Below are 15750 nucleotides of genomic sequence, written 5' to 3'. Positions count from 1 at the left end.
GTCCCCATCTGCCCCCCTGGCGGTTTTGACGTATAATGCGCCCTCGATTTGCCACCAGTGCTGTTTCCATGCCCTATCCCATCGAGTTTTTGTGCCAGACCAGTTGCCATCTTGAACTGCCCCAACGGCAGCGCGATCCCCATGCCCAGTTGCTGCATCTGTATGCCGGCAGCGCCCTGTTGCGCCTGGGCAAGCAGCAATGGCTGCTGCCCAAAGGGGCCAGCTTCTGGCTGCCGGCGGAGTGCCTGTACGGCCTGACCCGGTTGGCCGGAGCCCAAATAGGGCGAGTGCGCTGCTCGGTGCGGATCAGCCAGGGGTTGCCGACGGAGGCCGGTTTCTTGACCGGCGCCCCCCTGCTGCCCGCCCTCCTCGATAGCCTCAGCCAGGATACCGATTTGGATTGGCAAGGCGCCCATGGCCGCAAGCTGTTGGTGCTGCGTGACACACTGCAAACCTGCAGCCTGCGTCAGCAGGCGCCCTTGGCGGCACTGGATCCCGGGCTGGCCGCCGTGGTGGAAGCCATCATGGCCGGTGGTGATGCCAGCGCCCAGGCCACCGCCTGGACACACACCACCGGCTTGTCCCCCCGCAGCCTGCCGGCACGCTTTCGCACGGCCCTGGATCTGGGGCCGAGCCAGTGGCAGAGCCAGTGGCAACTGTTGCAGACCCTGGACGGCATCAAGCGTGGGCTTAGCGAAGCCCAGGCCGCCACAGCGGCCGGCCTGAGCGGTCTGGCCGCCTATCAACGACTGGTGCAGCGCTACCTGCCCAAACACGCCCATGCGGGCAACCGGAGTTCAGCGTCATGATCCTCGCCTCCCACATCGAACTGCTGCGTGGCAGCACCAAGCTGCTGGAAGATGCCAGTGCCACCATACACCCGGGCCAGAAGGTGGGCCTGGTGGGGCGCAACGGCTGCGGCAAGTCCTCCCTGTTTGCCCTGATCAAGGGGCAGCTGCAGGTGGACAACGGCCAGCTGAGCGTGCCCGCCGGCTGGCAGATCGCCAGCGTGGCCCAGGAAACCCCGGCGCTGGACATGCCGGCGCTGGAATACGTCATCGACGGCGATCAGGAGTACCGTCAGCTGGAGCAGGCCCTGGCGGCCGCCACCGAGGCGGATGACGGCCTCAAGGTGGCCGAGCTGCACGGCAAGCTGGAGGCCATCGACGGTTGGAGCATACGCGCCCGGGCCGGCGCCCTGCTCCACGGCTTGGGCTTTGCCGCCGAGCAGCAACAATCCCCGGTACGCGCCTTCTCCGGCGGCTGGCGCATGCGCTTGAACCTGGCCCAGGCCCTGCTCTGCCGCTCCGATCTGCTGCTCTTGGACGAACCTACCAACCACCTGGACTTGGATGCCGTGATCTGGCTGGAAGGTTGGCTCAGGAGCTACCGTGGCACCCTGCTGCTCATCTCCCACGACCGGGACTTTCTCGACAAGGTGGTGGGGCGCATCATCCATATCGAAAACGGCAAGCTCAACGAATACACAGGCGGCTACTCGGACTTCGAGCTGCAGCGCGCCGAACAGCTGGCCCAGCAGCAGGCGCTGTACGAGCGCCAGCAGTTGACCCTGGCCCACATGCAGTCCTATGTAGAGCGCTTTCGCTACAAGGCTACCAAGGCCCGCCAGGCCCAGAGCCGCTTGAAGGCCATGGAACGGATGGAGCGGATCCTGCCCGCCCACGTCGACTCCCCCTTTAACTTCAGCTTCCGCGCCCCGGATGCCCTGCCCACCCCCTTGATGCGCATGGAGCAGCTGTCCGCCGGCTATGGTGACAAGCGGGTGCTGGAGCAGATCAAGCTCAACCTGGTGCCGGGTTCGCGCATCGGCCTGCTGGGACGCAACGGCGCCGGTAAGTCCACCTTCATCAAGCTGCTGGCCGGCGAACTCGCCCCCTTATCCGGCGAGCTGGAGCCCGCCAAGGGCGTCAAGATCGGTTACTTTGCCCAGCATCAGCTGGAATACCTGCGGGGGGACGAGAGCCCCCTGGCCCACCTCACCCGCCTGGCGCCCCAGGCCAGCGAGCAGGAGCTGCGCAACTACCTCGGCGGCTTCGACTTTCACGGTGACAAGGCCCTCTCCCCGGTGGCCCCCTTCTCCGGTGGCGAGAAGGCCCGCCTGGTGCTGGCCCTGGTGGTGTGGGAAAAACCCAATCTGCTGCTGCTGGACGAACCCACCAACCACCTGGATTTGGAGATGCGCGAGGCCCTGACCCTGGCGTTGCAGGGCTTTGAGGGAGCCATGGTCATCGTCTCCCACGATCGCCACCTGTTGCGTACCACCACAGACGATCTCTATCTGGTCCATGGCGGCCGGGTAGAAGCCTTTGATGGCGATCTGGACGACTACCACAAATGGTTGCTGGAGCAGGACAAGGCCCAGGCCAGCCCCCAAGGCAGCGGCGAGCCGAGCCAGAACAGCGCCGCCGCCCGCAAGGATCAAAAGCGTAAGGAGGCGGAATTCCGCCAGAGCCTGCGGCCCCTCAAGCAGCGGCTCGACAAGCTGGAGAAGCAGCTGGAATCCCTGCAAGGGGAGCTGGACGAGATAGAACAGGCCCTGGCCGACCCGGCCATCTATCAGGAATCGGCCAAGGCCCAACTGACCGCCCTGCTCGGCCGCCAAGGCCCCCTGAAACAAGCCCTGGAGGGCGTCGAGCTGGAGTGGATGAGTCTGGGCGAGGAAATAGAGCAGAAGGAGCAGGATTTTGCCCAAGCCCTGTGAGCCGGCTGTTCCGAGCCCGGCTGAGCTATGGCAAGCCACCCAGGCCCTCTACCGCGAGCCTGGGGTGGAGGCCCTGTGCCTGCAGGCCCAGGACAAGGCCGGTGCCGACATCAACCTCCTGCTGCTGCTTGTCCTGCTGGCCCGCCGGGGACAGGGGGCCCTGCTGCCGCCACTGCTGGCCACCAGCCAGCGTCAGGCGGCGGTGCTGCAACCCTGGCGCGCCTTGCGCCGCCGCCTCAAGGCCCGGGTGGAAACCAGTGACTACCAGGCCCTGCTCGCCCATGAGCTGGCCTTGGAGCAGTGGGCCCAAGAGGGCCTGCTGAGCACGCTCACCCTTGGCAAAGGCCACGGCCTGACCGACTATTTAACTCATCTTGGCTTGGATCAGAGCCCGCTGCACCCAGCGTTGCTGGCCCTGGCCACCCCTACAGCCCCGGAATCCGCCCCATGCTAAGTTATCGCCATGCCTTTCACGCCGGCAATCATGCCGATGTCCTCAAGCACGCCGTGCAGAGCCTGCTGCTGGAGGCCTTGAAGGCCAAAGACAAGCCGTTTTGCTACATAGACACCCACGCGGGCGGCGGCTGTTATGACTTGAGTGGCGAGTGGTCGCAGAAGAAGGCCGAATTTGAAGACGGCATCGGCCGCCTGTGGTCCCAGCCGGCCGACTGGCCGGAGCTGGCCGCCTACCTGGGCGCCATCGCCACCCTCAACGACGAGCAGGGACTGCGGTTTTATCCCGGCTCGCCTGAGCTGGCCCGCCACCTGCTGCGTGAGCAGGACAAGCTGATGCTGATGGAATTGCACAACAACGAGGTGGAGATACTGCGCCGCCATCTGGGCGCCGACCCCCGGGTGGCCATTCACCACAGAGATGGCTTCGAGGGACTGCTGGCCCTGCTGCCCCCCACGCCAAGACGCGGCCTGGTGCTCATCGACCCGCCTTACGAGCTGAAGACCGACTACGACAAGGCCGTGAAGGGGCTGGAAAAGGCCCTGCGGCGCTGGCCCACCGGCATCTATGCCCTCTGGTACCCGATTCTCGGCAAGCAGGCCGACCGCAGCCGAGAGATGCTCGAACGCCTGGCCGCCTTGCCGCTGCCCTCCCTGCTCAAGGTGGAGCTGGAGGTGGCCGCCCAGCCGGCGGACTGGGGCATGAACGGCTCGGGGCTGGCCATCATCAATGCCCCCTGGCAACTGGACAGTCAGCTCGGGGCCCTACTGCCTCGTCTGAGTCACTGTCTGCACCAGGCCGACGGCGCACAATGGAGCCTGGAATGGCTCATTCGAGGATCTTGAAAATACTCTAACGAAACCCTTCGTTTCTTCCGAAGAAACAACTCTCCGCTCACAGAACTGGCCGCCATGCATATACAAGACAGCGGCTTATGGTGATAATTCGCCCGCGAACTGCGGCTTTCTTCGCCGCTGGTCTGACAAGGGATTCACCTCATCACAGGGAATAAGGATTGTATCGGTCCAGTTATTGGACTGTCGTGACACAAGAGGGCGTATGGCGGGTAGTCGCTCCCCATCCTGTACAGGTTTCACATTAATCGAATTGTTGGTTGCCGTGGCCATCCTGGCCATAGTGGCGATGATTGGTGTGCCTTCATTTCAGAGTTTCATGGAAAAACAGCGCGTCATGGAGCGCCGTGATGCCTTGCTGGGCGGCTTGTCTCTGGCCAGGGAAACCGCCCTCAACCAGTTGCAACCCGTGGTGTTGTGCCCGTCAAACGATGGCAGTAGCTGCGGCAGCAGTTGGGCAAACGGCTGGCTGGCGTTTATCGACAGCGACCGGGACGGCGCCTTGGACAACGGCGAGGATATCATCGCCGTGCAACAGCAGGATGCGAGCATCAGCGTGAGCCAGAGCGGCGCCAGCAGTACAGTCACCTTTCAACCCAATGGGTTTGTCACCAGCAGCACCTTTAGTTTTTGCTCCGCAACCGTCAGCACCAGCAATCGACGGGTAGGGATCAGTAGCGTAGGCAACCTGACGCTAGGAGATGGCAGTGCAATTACCTGTAGTTAGTCAACAACGTGGCACCACCTTGATTGAGGTGCTGATCGCCCTCGTCATCATCGCCATCGGCCTGCTGGGCTTTGCCAGCCTGCAGATGAACAGCATGCAACGCCAGGAGCAGGCCAAGGCCTATCAGGCAGCCGTGCAGTCGTTGCAGGAGCTTTCGGAAACCATGACGCAACATGCTGATTTGACCGTCAGTGGCAATTTCGATTTTGCCGGCCTCTCCGGCAGCACACCTGCTGCCATGAGCTGCAGTCCCTGCACCGGCGCCGATCTGGCTAAACAGCAATTGCACAGCTGGTATCAGCGCATGAGCGCCCGCCTGCCCTCCCCGCGCTTTGCGGTGGCCAGCCAGTCCCTTGAGGGCGGACGCCAGGTCACCATTACCCTGACCTGGGACGCCAATCTCACCGGTAGCGGCGCCAGCAGCTGCACTACCGCCGACAGCCACCAATGCCACCACCTGACCTTTTGGGTAAGTAGCTGATGTTAATGATATCGCCCCGCAAACAAGCACAAGGATTTGGCTTGGTGGAACTGATGGTCGCCATCGCCATCGGCCTGTTTATCATCGCCGGTCTCTACAGCATGCTCAGCAGCAGCCAACAGACCTATGCCCTATCCCAGGCCAACGGCCAACTGACCGAGGCCGGCCGCCGCGTCAACCGCCTGCTGCAAAACACCCTGGCCCAGGCCGGCTTTATCAACTATCAACGCCTGCGCCTCAATAACAGCCTGCCGGTAGCGACGGTCGCCTCACCGTCGGTGAGCTGGACACTGGGGCAGTCCGTGTCAGGATCCAACGATCTGGCCAGCAGCGGTACCGCCCTGGCGGGTACCGACGTGCTGCTGATGCGCTTTTACGGCTCAAGCAAGAGTGATAATGATGGTGGCACAGATACCAGCGCAGATGGTTTTTTGTTCGATTGCAGTGGCAACGCCATGAACAATCAGAAGTTGGTGACCCTGAGCCTGTATGTCTCGCCCAACAAACAGCTGATCTGCGCCGACAATCAAGGCAACAGCCAGGTGCTGGCCAACGACATCGAGTCCTTGCAGTTTCGCTTCCTGCCCGACACCACTGGGGCCAGCTTTGTCACCGCCGATAACATCACGAACTGGAGCGGCGTGATCGCCGTGGAATATGCCTTCCTGGCCAGCGCGGCGTCGGGCCAGGGGATCCAGAGCGCCAGTCAGAGCTATCAATTGCTGGACAAAACCGTCACAGCCGGCGGAGATCGTCAACTGCGCCAGGTGTTTAGCGGCAACATCACACTCCACAACCAGGGGGGCTAACCATGAACCGTTCCCAGCAAGGCATTGCCCTCATCACGGCGCTGATCATTACCCTGCTGATTGGCATCATCGCCCTGGCGGTGGGCAAGACGGCGATTCGCAGTCAGCAGACCGCCTCCAGCCAGTATGATCAGGCCCGCAGCCAAGCCATCGCCCAATCGGCCATGCTGCGCGCCGAGGCCCTGTTTCGCAGTACCGTCGCCTCGAACATAGATCAGATCTTTGCCGGCGCCTCCGGCAGTATCAGCACCAGTTTGCAGAGCGATGCCGCCTGGTGGCGTGACAGCAGCAACTGGGCCAGCAACGTCACCAGCTTCAGCGGACTCACCGAAGGGTCACCCAAGTTTCGTATCGAAGAGCGGGAGTTTGTCCCCATCTCGGCTGACGTGGAAGAACAGCAGGGCCGGCAGTACTTCCGGGTCACCAGCCGAGGCGAAGGCCCCGGCGGGGCACACACCCTGCTGCAATCCTACTTTGTGGTGACCACCACACAGAAAACGTCAGGTTAACAACGAATTAGTAACGAATAAGGAAATCGGCTATGGGGCACCGAGGCTTTACCCTACTGGAACTGATGATCACAGTGGTGGTGGTGGCAATTCTCGCCGCCGTCGCCGTACCCAGCTACTTCAGCTATGTGCGGGATTCCCGCCGGGATCTGGCCAAGCAAAGCCTCTTAGCCGCCGCTCAGAAGATGGAAAGCTATTACGCGCTGAACATGAGCTACGCCGGGGCCGCCGCCTCAAGCGGCAGCCCCACCGTCTTCAGCGACAAGGTGCCGGCCGATGGCACAGAGCGTTACTACACCCTCACGGTCAGTGCCAGCCAGTCCAGTTACACCCTAAACGCCGTGCCACAAGGCTCACAGACTAGCGACAGCTGCGGCACCCTGAGCCTGACCCGCACCGGCGCCAAGAGCCCCAGCACCAGTGGCTGCTGGTAAATCCATGGAGAGGACCACAATGAAACAATTTGGCTTGCTGTCGTTGCTATCCATGTGGCTGCTGGGCCAAGCCCAGGCGGCCGATCTCAGCCTGCCCACCAGCCCTATCTTCGTACAGGGCCAGGTAGCGCCCCTGGTGATGCTGGTGATGGGACGGGATCATACCCTCTATTACGAGGCCTATAACGACGCCACCGATCTCAATGAGAACGGCAAGATTGATGCCGATGAGATCCGCTACGCTCCGGAAGCTCGGGACTACTTCGGTTATTTTGACTCCTATAAGTGCTACAGCTACAGCAATAGCATGTTCACGCCGACCTCTGTCACTACTGATAAAACCTGTAGCGAACTCTGGAGCGGTGATTATCTTAATTACCTGACCACCAGCCGTATGGATGCCTTACGCAAGGTGCTCTACGGTGGCTATCGTTATCATGAACAGACCAATGCCAGTCACCCCATCCTTGAACGCTCCTTTATTCCACAAGATGCCCATAGCTGGGGTAAAACCTGGAACCCCAGCGTGATGGGGCAAATACTTAATAGCAAAACGGGCAAGTATTTAAATATCTCAGACTACACGCCACTGGCAGAAGCGGATGGGTCAGGAAACTTACTCGGCTATATGTTTGCCAACACCTCTACCAGTGAGGATGGCGCCCCTTTGCTGCGAGTGCTCACACTACCCCGAGGCCAGATGGGAGAGTCCTATACAGGGACCGCTTATACCGAAACCCCCAGCTCCCAATCGTCAACCTACAGCACCATGTATTTTCGTGGCGACCCCAATGGTTGGGGAAATAATGCAACCACTGTAGACCCCATGACCAAGGTCGGTAAAAACACCTGGCAGACCTTGCAAGTGTTTGAGGCAAACGGCAAGGAGAAGGGGTTTAAGTTTACTACTGCCCCTTACGACTGGAGCCAGGTTCATTTTGGTGATAATAACCAGGATGGCACAGCCGACATGTGGGGGGGGGACATTAAAACAACCAATGCAGGCCCTTATATTGTCAAATTCAATGACAGCACAAAAAAATATACGCTAACCGCATTTGAGCAGCCTATCTATATCTGGAACTGGGTCAGCAAAGAAAGACCCGTATCTGGCGACTATATGGATAACAAGACAGGCTCGCTGACATCCCTCCGGACCGATTATACGGTGCGGGTGGAAACCTGTAATGACAGCGTCGGGCTGGAGAGTAACTGCAAGAAGTATGGCTCCGGCAACAGTGCCACCTATATGCCCATCGGTCTGCTGCAAGAGTATGGTGAAGGCGACACCCCACAGATGGAATTTGGCCTCATCACCGGCTCCTTTGTGAAAAACCTCTCCGGCGGCGTGCTGCGCGCCAAGATGGGCAAGATAGATGACGAGATCAAGAGCAACGGTAAATTCGAGCCGTCGGTGACGCGCATCATCGACACCCTCAATAAGCTGCGCATCACCAAATTTACCTTCGCGGCTACCGATGACTATCAATATCAAGGTGCCAATGGCTGTGGCTGGATCAAGACCCGGGCGCTGAACGAAGGGGAATGCACCAACTGGGGCAACCCCATCGCCGAGATGCTCTACGAGAGCCTGCGCTACTTTGCCGGTGCAGAGGAGCCCACTGCGGCCTACGCCGTCGATGAGGACGAACTCGCGCTACCGATCGATACCTGGGATGACCCCTACGACGATCGCAATTATTGCGCCAAACCGGTCAACCTGGTGATCAGTGATGAAGGCACCTCCTACGACTCGGATCAGTTGCCTGGCTCGCTATTTCCCAAGGACGGCTTTACGCCAACCGGAACCACCCTCGACGGCCTGGACGTCAGCAGCTGGACCAGTACATTGTCGGAGAAGGAAGGCAATATCAACGGCGGTCTCTTCTATATCGGCGAGGTCAAAGACAGCACAGAAGGCAAGAATGCGCCTACCGCCAAGACGGTTCCCAGCCTGGACGAGGTGCGGGGCCTTGCCCCCATGGAGCCCACCAAGCAGGGCGGCTATTATGCCGCCGGCCTGGCTTATTACGGGCATCAAACAGATCTCAATACCTCCAAGCAAGGCACCCAATCCACCAGTACGGTAGTGGTGGCCCTGGCCTCCAACCTGCCCAGCATAGAGATCCCCTTCGGCGAAAAGAAAATCACCCTGATCCCCTATGCAAAATCCGTCGGTGATGATGCGACCGCGGGCTCTGACAACAAGATAGATCCCACAGGGGACTTTCAGCCAACCAACACCATTGTGGACTTTTATGTAGAAAGCCTAACCGATGATGAAGGCACTTTCCGAGTCAACTATGAGGATGTAGAGCAAGGTGCCGATCACGACATGGACATGATAGTACGCTATCACTATGTCAAGAGTGGTAATCAGCTGACCATTACTCTCACCTCGGAGTATGCCGCTGGCGGCATTGACCAGCATGCCGGCTATGTGATCTCCGGCACTACGGCCGATGGCCTCTATCTGGACGTCAAGGATAAGAGCGGGGCGCACGTCAATTATTCTCTGGATACGGTGGGGAATCTGCCGAGAAAAGACGATCCATCGAATGCCACCGTCGATCTGCCCTTAACCAAAACCCGCACCTTTACGGTGAATACCAGTGCTAACAGCACGGCGGCACAACTGCTTAAATCCCCCCTCTGGTATGCCGCCAAATGGGGTGGCTTTATCGACGATACCAAGAATGGAACCCTGGGAGACCTGGATCTGGATCGCGACACAGAGTGGGACGAAGATGGTGATGGGATCCCGGATACCTATTTTCGCGTCACCAATGCAGGCACCCTGGGGACACAGATCAAGGCTGCGCTGGACAAGGCACTGGATAACACCCGCTCTGCCAGTGCGGTGAGCTTTAGCGGCTATCAGCTTGGTAACGATTCTCAGGCCTTCCTGGCCAGCTTCGAGGCCAAGACTTGGTCTGGTGATCTGCAGGCCTATGCCGTCACCAGCGGCGCCATCGCCACCAGTCCCAGCTGGAGTGCGGCCGAGGAGCTGGATGCCCGCAGCGGAGTAAGCGATCGCGTGATCATCACTTGGGATGGCACCAGCAAACGGCTATTTTCCCAACCCAGCAGTTTAAGCGGCAGCACCACGGGTCTCTCGTCAGACATGATTGATGAATTACTGACGGGAATCACTGGCAGCTCAGCTGATAAGCTGAGCTATGTTCAAGCGTTGGTGGACTACCTGCGAGGCGATCGCAGCAATGAGGCGGGAGGCGTACAGGTACCCATCGTCAAGACCAACTTCCGCCCTCGCAGCAGCCGGCTGGGGGATATCGTCCATAGCACGCCTGTCTATGGCAAGTCGGTGGATGGCGTGCCCTTTGTGGTGGTTTCTGCCAACGATGGCATGGTGCATGTGTTCCACGCCGATACCGGTGAAGAGATATTGGCGTTTATCCCCCATGGCATCTACGACAAGCTCAACCAGCTGGCGGATGTGGATTACGACAGTGCCCACCAGTTCTATGTGGATGGCGAAATTAAGGTCTCCTCCATCAAGGACGATGATGATGAGTCCAGGGTCATCGCCGTGGGTACATTCGGGCTGGGTGCCAAGGGCGCCTGGGCGCTAGATTTGAGTAACCTCAGCAGTGTCAGCAACACATTGAGCGCCGCCGATAAGATCCTTTGGGAAGTGGATAGTCTGGGTTATGTGCTCTCCCCCCCCGCCGTGGCGAAGGTCCAGGATAGCAATAATCAACGCTGGGTGGCGGCCTTTGGCAATGGCTATAACGATGGCACCACCGCAGGCTACAGCAGCATCAAGGTCTACGACCTGCTGGACGGTGAACTGCTCAAGACCCTGACCAGCCCCAAGGGCAAGACTAACGATCCGACAGGACAATCCCGTCCCAACGGCATGGCCGAGCCGGTGTTCGCCGATAGCGATCTCAACGGCGTGGCCGACCGCCTGTACGCCGGGGATTTGTTTGGCTATCTGTGGAAAATTGACGTCAACAAAGACAACATCAGCGACTGGGACTTTGCCATCAAGAGTGGCAGTACACCCAGTCCCTTGTTCATTACCCAGTATGCCACCGGCACCACCCCGGCCTATGAGCCACAACCCATCACCACACGCCCGGCGGTGGCCTTCCACCCCTCAGGTGGCCTGATGGTGCTGGTCGGTACCGGCAAGTACTTGGAAGCCAGCGATACGGACGTATCCGATCAGGTGACCCAAAGCCTGTACGGCCTGTGGGATAACGGCGCGAATGACACCATTTCCCGCACCAATTTGGTGAAACAGGAGATCACGGCCCAAACCACATACCGCACCCTGAGCAATAACAGCATCGACTGGAGCACCCAGAAAGGCTGGTATCTGAATCTAATCGTTAAAAATGCGACCAGCAATGAAGGAGAGCGGATCGTCAACAACATCACGGTGCGCAACACCAAGGCGTCGCTGACCACATTGATCCCCAATGAAGATCTCTGCTCCGGCGGTGGCACCGGCTGGTATATGGAGATCAACCTGTTGACCGGTGACAATCAGGGGCTGGAAGAAAACTCCGAATTGCTGGAAAAAATTCCCAGCAAGCCCGTCACCAAGCTGGTCACCACGGCGGATGGGGATGTGGAAGTCTCCAACAGCGTGCGGCTGGATGGTGAAGATGAGCTGTTCGAGAGTAATCCGACGGTGGAGCGCACCGGGGCCGTCTCCTGGCTCAAGGTCTACTGATCCACCGCTGCACTGAAAAAACGGCTGCCAACTGGCGGCCGTTTTCTTCTCTTAAAAAGCAAATTTATTCATCTATTGCACTTTGCCACAATCTGCTCTCTATCCCGCTCACAGGCGCGGATCATTCGAGCTAAAACCCAAAAAAGGCAAGATAGTTAGATTTTATAACCTGTTTACCACATATCCATTGGTTGTAAATGCTTAGCCTTAGACAAAACAAGTCTCACATGAATACTTTTGGTGTTTTTTATTGATTGCATAGCCAGTCAAAAGTCCCATAATGCGCCCGTTCGTTATTTCGTCACTTCGACAGCAGGCCAAATCGGTCGGTCGGAGGTTAACTTGGTGACAGGGCCATGGCCCTTTTGTGAGGTGTTTGCATAAGATGAACAGCCAATTCGTTGCGGGTATGGATTATCGTGGCCTGGTGGCCAAACATGGCTCTCCGCTGCTGGTCTTGGACAAGGCCGCGGTGCGTCATCAGTACCGTGCGCTGGCCGCCGCCCTGCCGGGTGTGCGTCTGCATTACGCGCTTAAACCCCTGCCCCATATGGGCGTAGTGGAAACCCTCAAAGAAGAGGGTGCCGCCTTCGATCTGGCCACCAACGGTGAGGTGGATCTGATGCGTGAGGCCGGCATCGCCCCCAACGAATGTATCCATACCCACCCGATCAAGCGCGATGGCGATATCCGTCACGCCCTGGAGTATGGCTGCCAGGTGTTCGTCTTTGATAACCCGGTGGAGCTGGACAAGTTTGTCGCCTACCGTGACCAGGCTCGCCTGTTGCTGCGCGTCAGCTTCCCCAACCCGGAAACCAAGGTGGATCTGTCCAAGAAGTTTGGCTGCACCCCGGAGGCCGTGCTGCCCCTGCTGCGGGACGCCAAGGCCAAGGGGATCCAGGTCATCGGCCTCTCCTTCCACGTGGGCTCCCAAGTGCCCAACGCCAAGCGCCATGTGGAAGCCATCGAAGCCTGTAACGACCTGCTGCGCCAAGCGGCGGCCGAAGGGCTGGATCTGGCGGTTCTGGATATCGGCGGCGGCTTCCCGGTGGCCTATCAGGGCGAGGCTCTGGATATCGAGGCCTTCTGCGCCCCCATCCGCGCCGCCCTGGCCAACACCCCGGCGGGCACCCGTCTGCTGGCCGAACCGGGTCGCTTCATCAGCGCGCCGGCCATGACCTCCATCAGCAGCGTCATGGGCAAGGCCGAACGTTTCGGTCGTACCTGGTACTACCTGGACGATGGCCTGTACGGCAGCTACAGCGGTCAGCTGTTCGACCACATCACCTACCCCAAGATGGCGCCCTACGCCCAGGGTGAGCTGCACCCCAGCGTGCTGGCCGGCCCCACCTGCGACAGCATCGATGTCATCGCCGAAGACATACTGCTGCCGGAGCTGGCAGTGGGCGATCTGGTGGTGGGTGGCATGATGGGCGCCTACACCTGGGCCTCCGCCACAGAGTTCAACTTCTTCCGCAAGGCCAACATACTGGTGGTGGACAGCGAACCGGCGGCCCTCCAAGCGGTCGCCTGAAAGGGTTAGCCCTCGAGGTTGAGTCATAGAATGCAAAAGCCCCGCGATGCGGGGCTTTTTGTTTTGCCAGAACGGCCTCTGGCTCAGAGGGAGTTCAGGTTTGACCAGTTCTCCACCGGCTTGGCATACATGGCCCGCACCAGCGGTCTAAGTTGCTCGGGCATGGCCGCCAGGCGGGACTCGAAGCGCTGACGCTCCTCCTCGCTGACCGGCGCCTGGGCTCCCTGAGCCGCCACCAGGTTGCTCGGGAACAGCCGGTATTGCCGATGAATGGCGTCATCAATCTGGGCCGCCAGGGACTCCGGACTATCAAAACCCGCAGTAAGCGGCTTGCCAAAGCTCACATGCACCCGGCCCTTGTAGCCGACGATCCCCGCCACTATGCTGGCGATGTCCTCAAACTCGCCCTTCTCGTAGGCGCCGGTCTGCGCCTTCTCGAACAGCTCCCGGGCCTTGGCCAGATCGCCGGGATCGTACTCATAGCTGATGCTCACCGGCACCAGGTTCAGGCTGGCCATGTAGTCGGCAAATTCGCGTTTTTGCTGCTTGCCGGCCATGTAAAACATCTTGAGGATGGCCGGATCCGTGCTGTCATCCCCATCCTTGGCCCGGCCTTCCTTCTGGGCGATCCAGATGGAATGCCCCTCGGCCAGGGAGTGGGCAATGTAGGCCGACAGCTCGTTGAACGCCTTCATCATCTCCCGTGGCCCCTTGGCCGAGCGCTTGACGATGAAGCTCTTGTTCAGGCGCATCAGCTCGGTGGCACAGGGCTTGCGCAGCAGATTGTCGCCAATGGCGATGCGTACCGTCTCCAGGCCGCACTTGTACAGCCCCCAGTTGACGAAGGCCGGATCCAGGGCAATATCCCTGTGGTTGGAGACAAACAGGTAGCCGGTACCGGACTGCAGCTGTTCCAGCCCTGAGAAGGTGACGCCGTCCGTGGTGCCGGCAATCATCTTCTCCATGAAGCGGGCCACCTCCTCCTGCACATCCCGTACCGTGCGCACCTTGGCCCAGCGCCGATGCAGGGCATGGCGGATGAGCGGGCGGATCAGCCAGCCCAACCAGGGGGTCAGCCGGGGAAAGCGAAAGCGGGCAATGGCACTGAGCAGTTCAGGATCATCGATCAGGCGGTCGATGGCCGCCGGCACTTCATCATCGTGATAGGGGCGGATATCGGCAAACGGCTCCACCGCTGGGGTCATATTGGTCATGGTGTGGTCTGGGCTCTAGTCACTGCCTGAGAAAAACGCGGCAATTCTACACGGTTCGGGCGCTAAACTCGAACTCCTACCACCAGAGCATCAAGACACAGGCCGCCGTCAGGCCCGCCATGCTGACATTGAATCCCTGCCAGGCCCGGGGCGAGCGCAACCAACGCCCCACACTGGCGCCAAACAACAGCCAGACTCCGCCGGTCAGAATGCCCATGGCAAAGAACACCCCCTGCACCCCCAGGGCACTGGCCCAATACTGCTGACCCGCCAGGGTAAAGCCGCTGATGGCCGACAGGGCCATCAACCAGCCCTTGGGATTAAGCAGCTGCAGCAGCGCCGCCTGATACCAGTTCGGCAGACCACTGGCTTCCTGCGTGCCCGGCGGGGCGGCCCAGGCCAGTTTCCAGGCCAGCCACAACAGATAGAGGCTGCCCACCCCCTTGAGCAGCAGGTGCAACAGGGGCCAGTGAGTGAACATGACCCCCAACCCCATGGCGGTGGCCAGGATCAATAGATTAAGCCCCCCCACCACGGCAAACAGCATAGGCAGGCTGCGCCGCACCCCCAGGTTAGCCCCGGCACTGGTGAGCAACATATTATTGGGCCCAGGTGTCCCACAGGTGACTAATGCAAACCCCAACAGGGGCAACCACCAGCTCGGCTCCATTTCTACCTCAATGCAATGCCTTAGATCAGCGCCATATCATCACCACACAGGCGGCAGTGAGCAAGCCCATCACGCCATTGAATCGCCGCCAACTGAGCGGTGTCTTGAGCCATTGCCCCACCTGAACCCCAAACTGGGCCCATAACAAACAGGATCCCAGGCAGATGAGACAAAACAGGCCGATAAGCCAGGCCACCGAGCCCCAATAAGCTTCGCCAGCCAGGGTAAAGCTGGAGATGGCCGACAGGCTCATCATCCAGGCCTTGGGGTTGACGAACTGAAACAGCACCGCCTGATGAAACGCCATGGGCTTATCCCGACTATCAGGAGCCAGACTGGGGGCACCCGCCCGGCCGATCAGCCAGCCCAGCCACAGCAGATAGGCACTCCCCACCAGGCGCAATCCCCATTGCACCATGGGCTGAGCGGCAAACAATTCCCCCAGCCCCAAGGAAACCAAGAGCAACATCAGCCCCATGCCGGCACTGATCCCCACCACATGCAGCAGGGTGCGCTGCAAGCCAAAGCGTGCCCCGGCACTGGTGAGCATGAGATTATTGGGCCCTGGCGTGATACTGCTCACCAGGGCAAACGCCGCCAGCGGGCCCCACCATTGCATTTCCATAACTAACTCCCG

The 15750-nt window shown here is 59.9% G+C and carries 14 protein-coding genes and 1 pseudogene; 12 read left to right on the top strand and 3 right to left on the bottom strand.

Translation table 11 applies throughout. The annotated features are described in order from the left end of the window. The first annotated feature begins 35 nt into the window (after positions 1-35). The 12 genes and pseudogenes from ABD847_RS09875 to ABD847_RS09825 all read left to right on the top strand — a co-directional run bounded on the left by ABD847_RS09875 (position 36) and on the right by ABD847_RS09825 (position 13229). The gene (locus ABD847_RS09875) at positions 36-809 is read left to right on the top strand and encodes a hypothetical protein (RefSeq protein WP_345012484.1); all 774 of its coding nucleotides are present in this window, start codon (positions 36-38) and stop codon (positions 807-809) included. Further along, positions 806-2722 (top strand): ABC transporter ATP-binding protein, encoded by a 1917-nt coding sequence (locus ABD847_RS09870; RefSeq protein ID WP_345012482.1) that lies wholly within the window; start codon positions 806-808, stop codon positions 2720-2722. The genes ABD847_RS09875 and ABD847_RS09870 overlap by 4 nt, the downstream gene beginning before the upstream one ends. After that, the gene (locus tag ABD847_RS09865) at positions 2706-3176 is read left to right on the top strand and encodes a TIGR02444 family protein (protein WP_345012480.1); all 471 of its coding nucleotides are present in this window, start codon (positions 2706-2708) and stop codon (positions 3174-3176) included. Before ABD847_RS09870 ends, ABD847_RS09865 begins: the two co-directional genes overlap by 17 nt. Further along, positions 3170-4021 (top strand): 23S rRNA (adenine(2030)-N(6))-methyltransferase RlmJ, encoded by an 852-nt coding sequence (locus ABD847_RS09860; protein WP_345012478.1) that lies wholly within the window; start codon positions 3170-3172, stop codon positions 4019-4021. Before ABD847_RS09865 ends, ABD847_RS09860 begins: the two co-directional genes overlap by 7 nt. Positions 4022-4235: 214 nt before the next feature. Further along, positions 4236-4322, top strand: a pseudogene (locus ABD847_RS16860) (prepilin-type N-terminal cleavage/methylation domain-containing protein); the annotation flags it as partial. A gap of 27 nt (positions 4323-4349) precedes the next feature. Then, positions 4350-4757 carry a GspH/FimT family protein gene (locus tag ABD847_RS09855; RefSeq protein ID WP_345012476.1) on the top strand — a complete coding sequence of 136 codons (408 nt, stop codon included), beginning with the start codon at positions 4350-4352 and terminating at the stop codon, positions 4755-4757. Beyond that, positions 4738-5238, top strand: a complete 501-nt coding sequence (gene pilV / locus ABD847_RS09850) for a type IV pilus modification protein PilV (protein ID WP_345012474.1) — start codon at positions 4738-4740, stop codon at positions 5236-5238. The genes ABD847_RS09855 and pilV overlap by 20 nt, the downstream gene beginning before the upstream one ends. Then, positions 5238-6047, top strand: a complete 810-nt coding sequence (locus tag ABD847_RS09845; protein WP_345012472.1) for a PilW family protein — start codon at positions 5238-5240, stop codon at positions 6045-6047. Before pilV ends, ABD847_RS09845 begins: the two co-directional genes overlap by 1 nt. Positions 6048-6049: 2 nt before the next feature. Beyond that, positions 6050-6556: a pilus assembly PilX family protein gene (locus tag ABD847_RS09840; protein WP_345012471.1), complete on the top strand. Its 507-nt coding sequence runs from the start codon at positions 6050-6052 to the stop codon at positions 6554-6556. A 32-nt stretch (positions 6557-6588) separates the two neighbouring features. Beyond that, the gene (locus tag ABD847_RS09835; RefSeq protein ID WP_345012469.1) at positions 6589-6990 is read left to right on the top strand and encodes a type IV pilin protein; all 402 of its coding nucleotides are present in this window, start codon (positions 6589-6591) and stop codon (positions 6988-6990) included. A gap of 19 nt (positions 6991-7009) precedes the next feature. Continuing rightward, complete coding sequence (locus ABD847_RS09830) at positions 7010-11695, top strand: PilC/PilY family type IV pilus protein (protein WP_345012467.1); 4686 nt, start codon at positions 7010-7012, stop codon at positions 11693-11695. Positions 11696-12080: 385 nt separating this feature from the next. Next, the gene (locus tag ABD847_RS09825) at positions 12081-13229 is read left to right on the top strand and encodes a type III PLP-dependent enzyme (protein WP_345012465.1); all 1149 of its coding nucleotides are present in this window, start codon (positions 12081-12083) and stop codon (positions 13227-13229) included. 83 nt (positions 13230-13312) lie between these two features. Here the strand turns inward: ABD847_RS09825 and ABD847_RS09820 are convergent, their stop codons facing one another. From ABD847_RS09820 to ABD847_RS09810, 3 genes are all read right to left on the bottom strand, one after another. Further along, positions 13313-14434, bottom strand: a complete 1122-nt coding sequence (locus tag ABD847_RS09820; protein ID WP_345012705.1) for a 1-acyl-sn-glycerol-3-phosphate acyltransferase — start codon at positions 14432-14434, stop codon at positions 13313-13315. An 85-nt stretch (positions 14435-14519) separates the two neighbouring features. Further along, positions 14520-15113, bottom strand: a complete 594-nt coding sequence (locus ABD847_RS09815) for a LysE family translocator (protein WP_345012463.1) — start codon at positions 15111-15113, stop codon at positions 14520-14522. Positions 15114-15138: 25 nt separating this feature from the next. Further along, the gene (locus tag ABD847_RS09810; RefSeq protein WP_345012461.1) at positions 15139-15738 is read right to left on the bottom strand and encodes a LysE family translocator; all 600 of its coding nucleotides are present in this window, start codon (positions 15736-15738) and stop codon (positions 15139-15141) included. Between the last annotated feature and the right edge of the window lie 12 nt (positions 15739-15750).

The sequence above is a fragment of the Pseudaeromonas paramecii genome (assembly GCF_039540575.1).
GTDB classification, from domain to species: Bacteria; Pseudomonadota; Gammaproteobacteria; order Enterobacterales; family Aeromonadaceae; genus Pseudaeromonas; species Pseudaeromonas paramecii.
This window is presented reverse-complemented; position numbering and strand designations above follow the sequence as displayed.

What these genes read in the sequence shown, in the direction of transcription:
- ABD847_RS09820 (WP_345012705.1), bottom strand. Translation starts at nt 14,434, where the DNA reads ATGACCCCAGCGGTGGAGCCGTTTGCCGATATCCGCCCCTATCACGAT.
- ABD847_RS09875 (WP_345012484.1), top strand. Translation starts at nt 36, where the DNA reads ATGCGCCCTCGATTTGCCACCAGTGCTGTTTCCATGCCCTATCCCATC.
- ABD847_RS09855 (WP_345012476.1), top strand. Translation starts at nt 4,350, where the DNA reads ATGGAAAAACAGCGCGTCATGGAGCGCCGTGATGCCTTGCTGGGCGGC.
- ABD847_RS09870 (WP_345012482.1), top strand. Translation starts at nt 806, where the DNA reads ATGATCCTCGCCTCCCACATCGAACTGCTGCGTGGCAGCACCAAGCTG.
- ABD847_RS09810 (WP_345012461.1), bottom strand. Translation starts at nt 15,738, where the DNA reads ATGGAAATGCAATGGTGGGGCCCGCTGGCGGCGTTTGCCCTGGTGAGC.
- ABD847_RS09825 (WP_345012465.1), top strand. Translation starts at nt 12,081, where the DNA reads ATGAACAGCCAATTCGTTGCGGGTATGGATTATCGTGGCCTGGTGGCC.
- ABD847_RS09840 (WP_345012471.1), top strand. Translation starts at nt 6,050, where the DNA reads ATGAACCGTTCCCAGCAAGGCATTGCCCTCATCACGGCGCTGATCATT.
- ABD847_RS09860 (WP_345012478.1), top strand. Translation starts at nt 3,170, where the DNA reads ATGCTAAGTTATCGCCATGCCTTTCACGCCGGCAATCATGCCGATGTC.
- ABD847_RS09815 (WP_345012463.1), bottom strand. Translation starts at nt 15,113, where the DNA reads ATGGAGCCGAGCTGGTGGTTGCCCCTGTTGGGGTTTGCATTAGTCACC.
- ABD847_RS09830 (WP_345012467.1), top strand. Translation starts at nt 7,010, where the DNA reads ATGAAACAATTTGGCTTGCTGTCGTTGCTATCCATGTGGCTGCTGGGC.
- ABD847_RS09835 (WP_345012469.1), top strand. Translation starts at nt 6,589, where the DNA reads ATGGGGCACCGAGGCTTTACCCTACTGGAACTGATGATCACAGTGGTG.
- ABD847_RS09845 (WP_345012472.1), top strand. Translation starts at nt 5,238, where the DNA reads ATGTTAATGATATCGCCCCGCAAACAAGCACAAGGATTTGGCTTGGTG.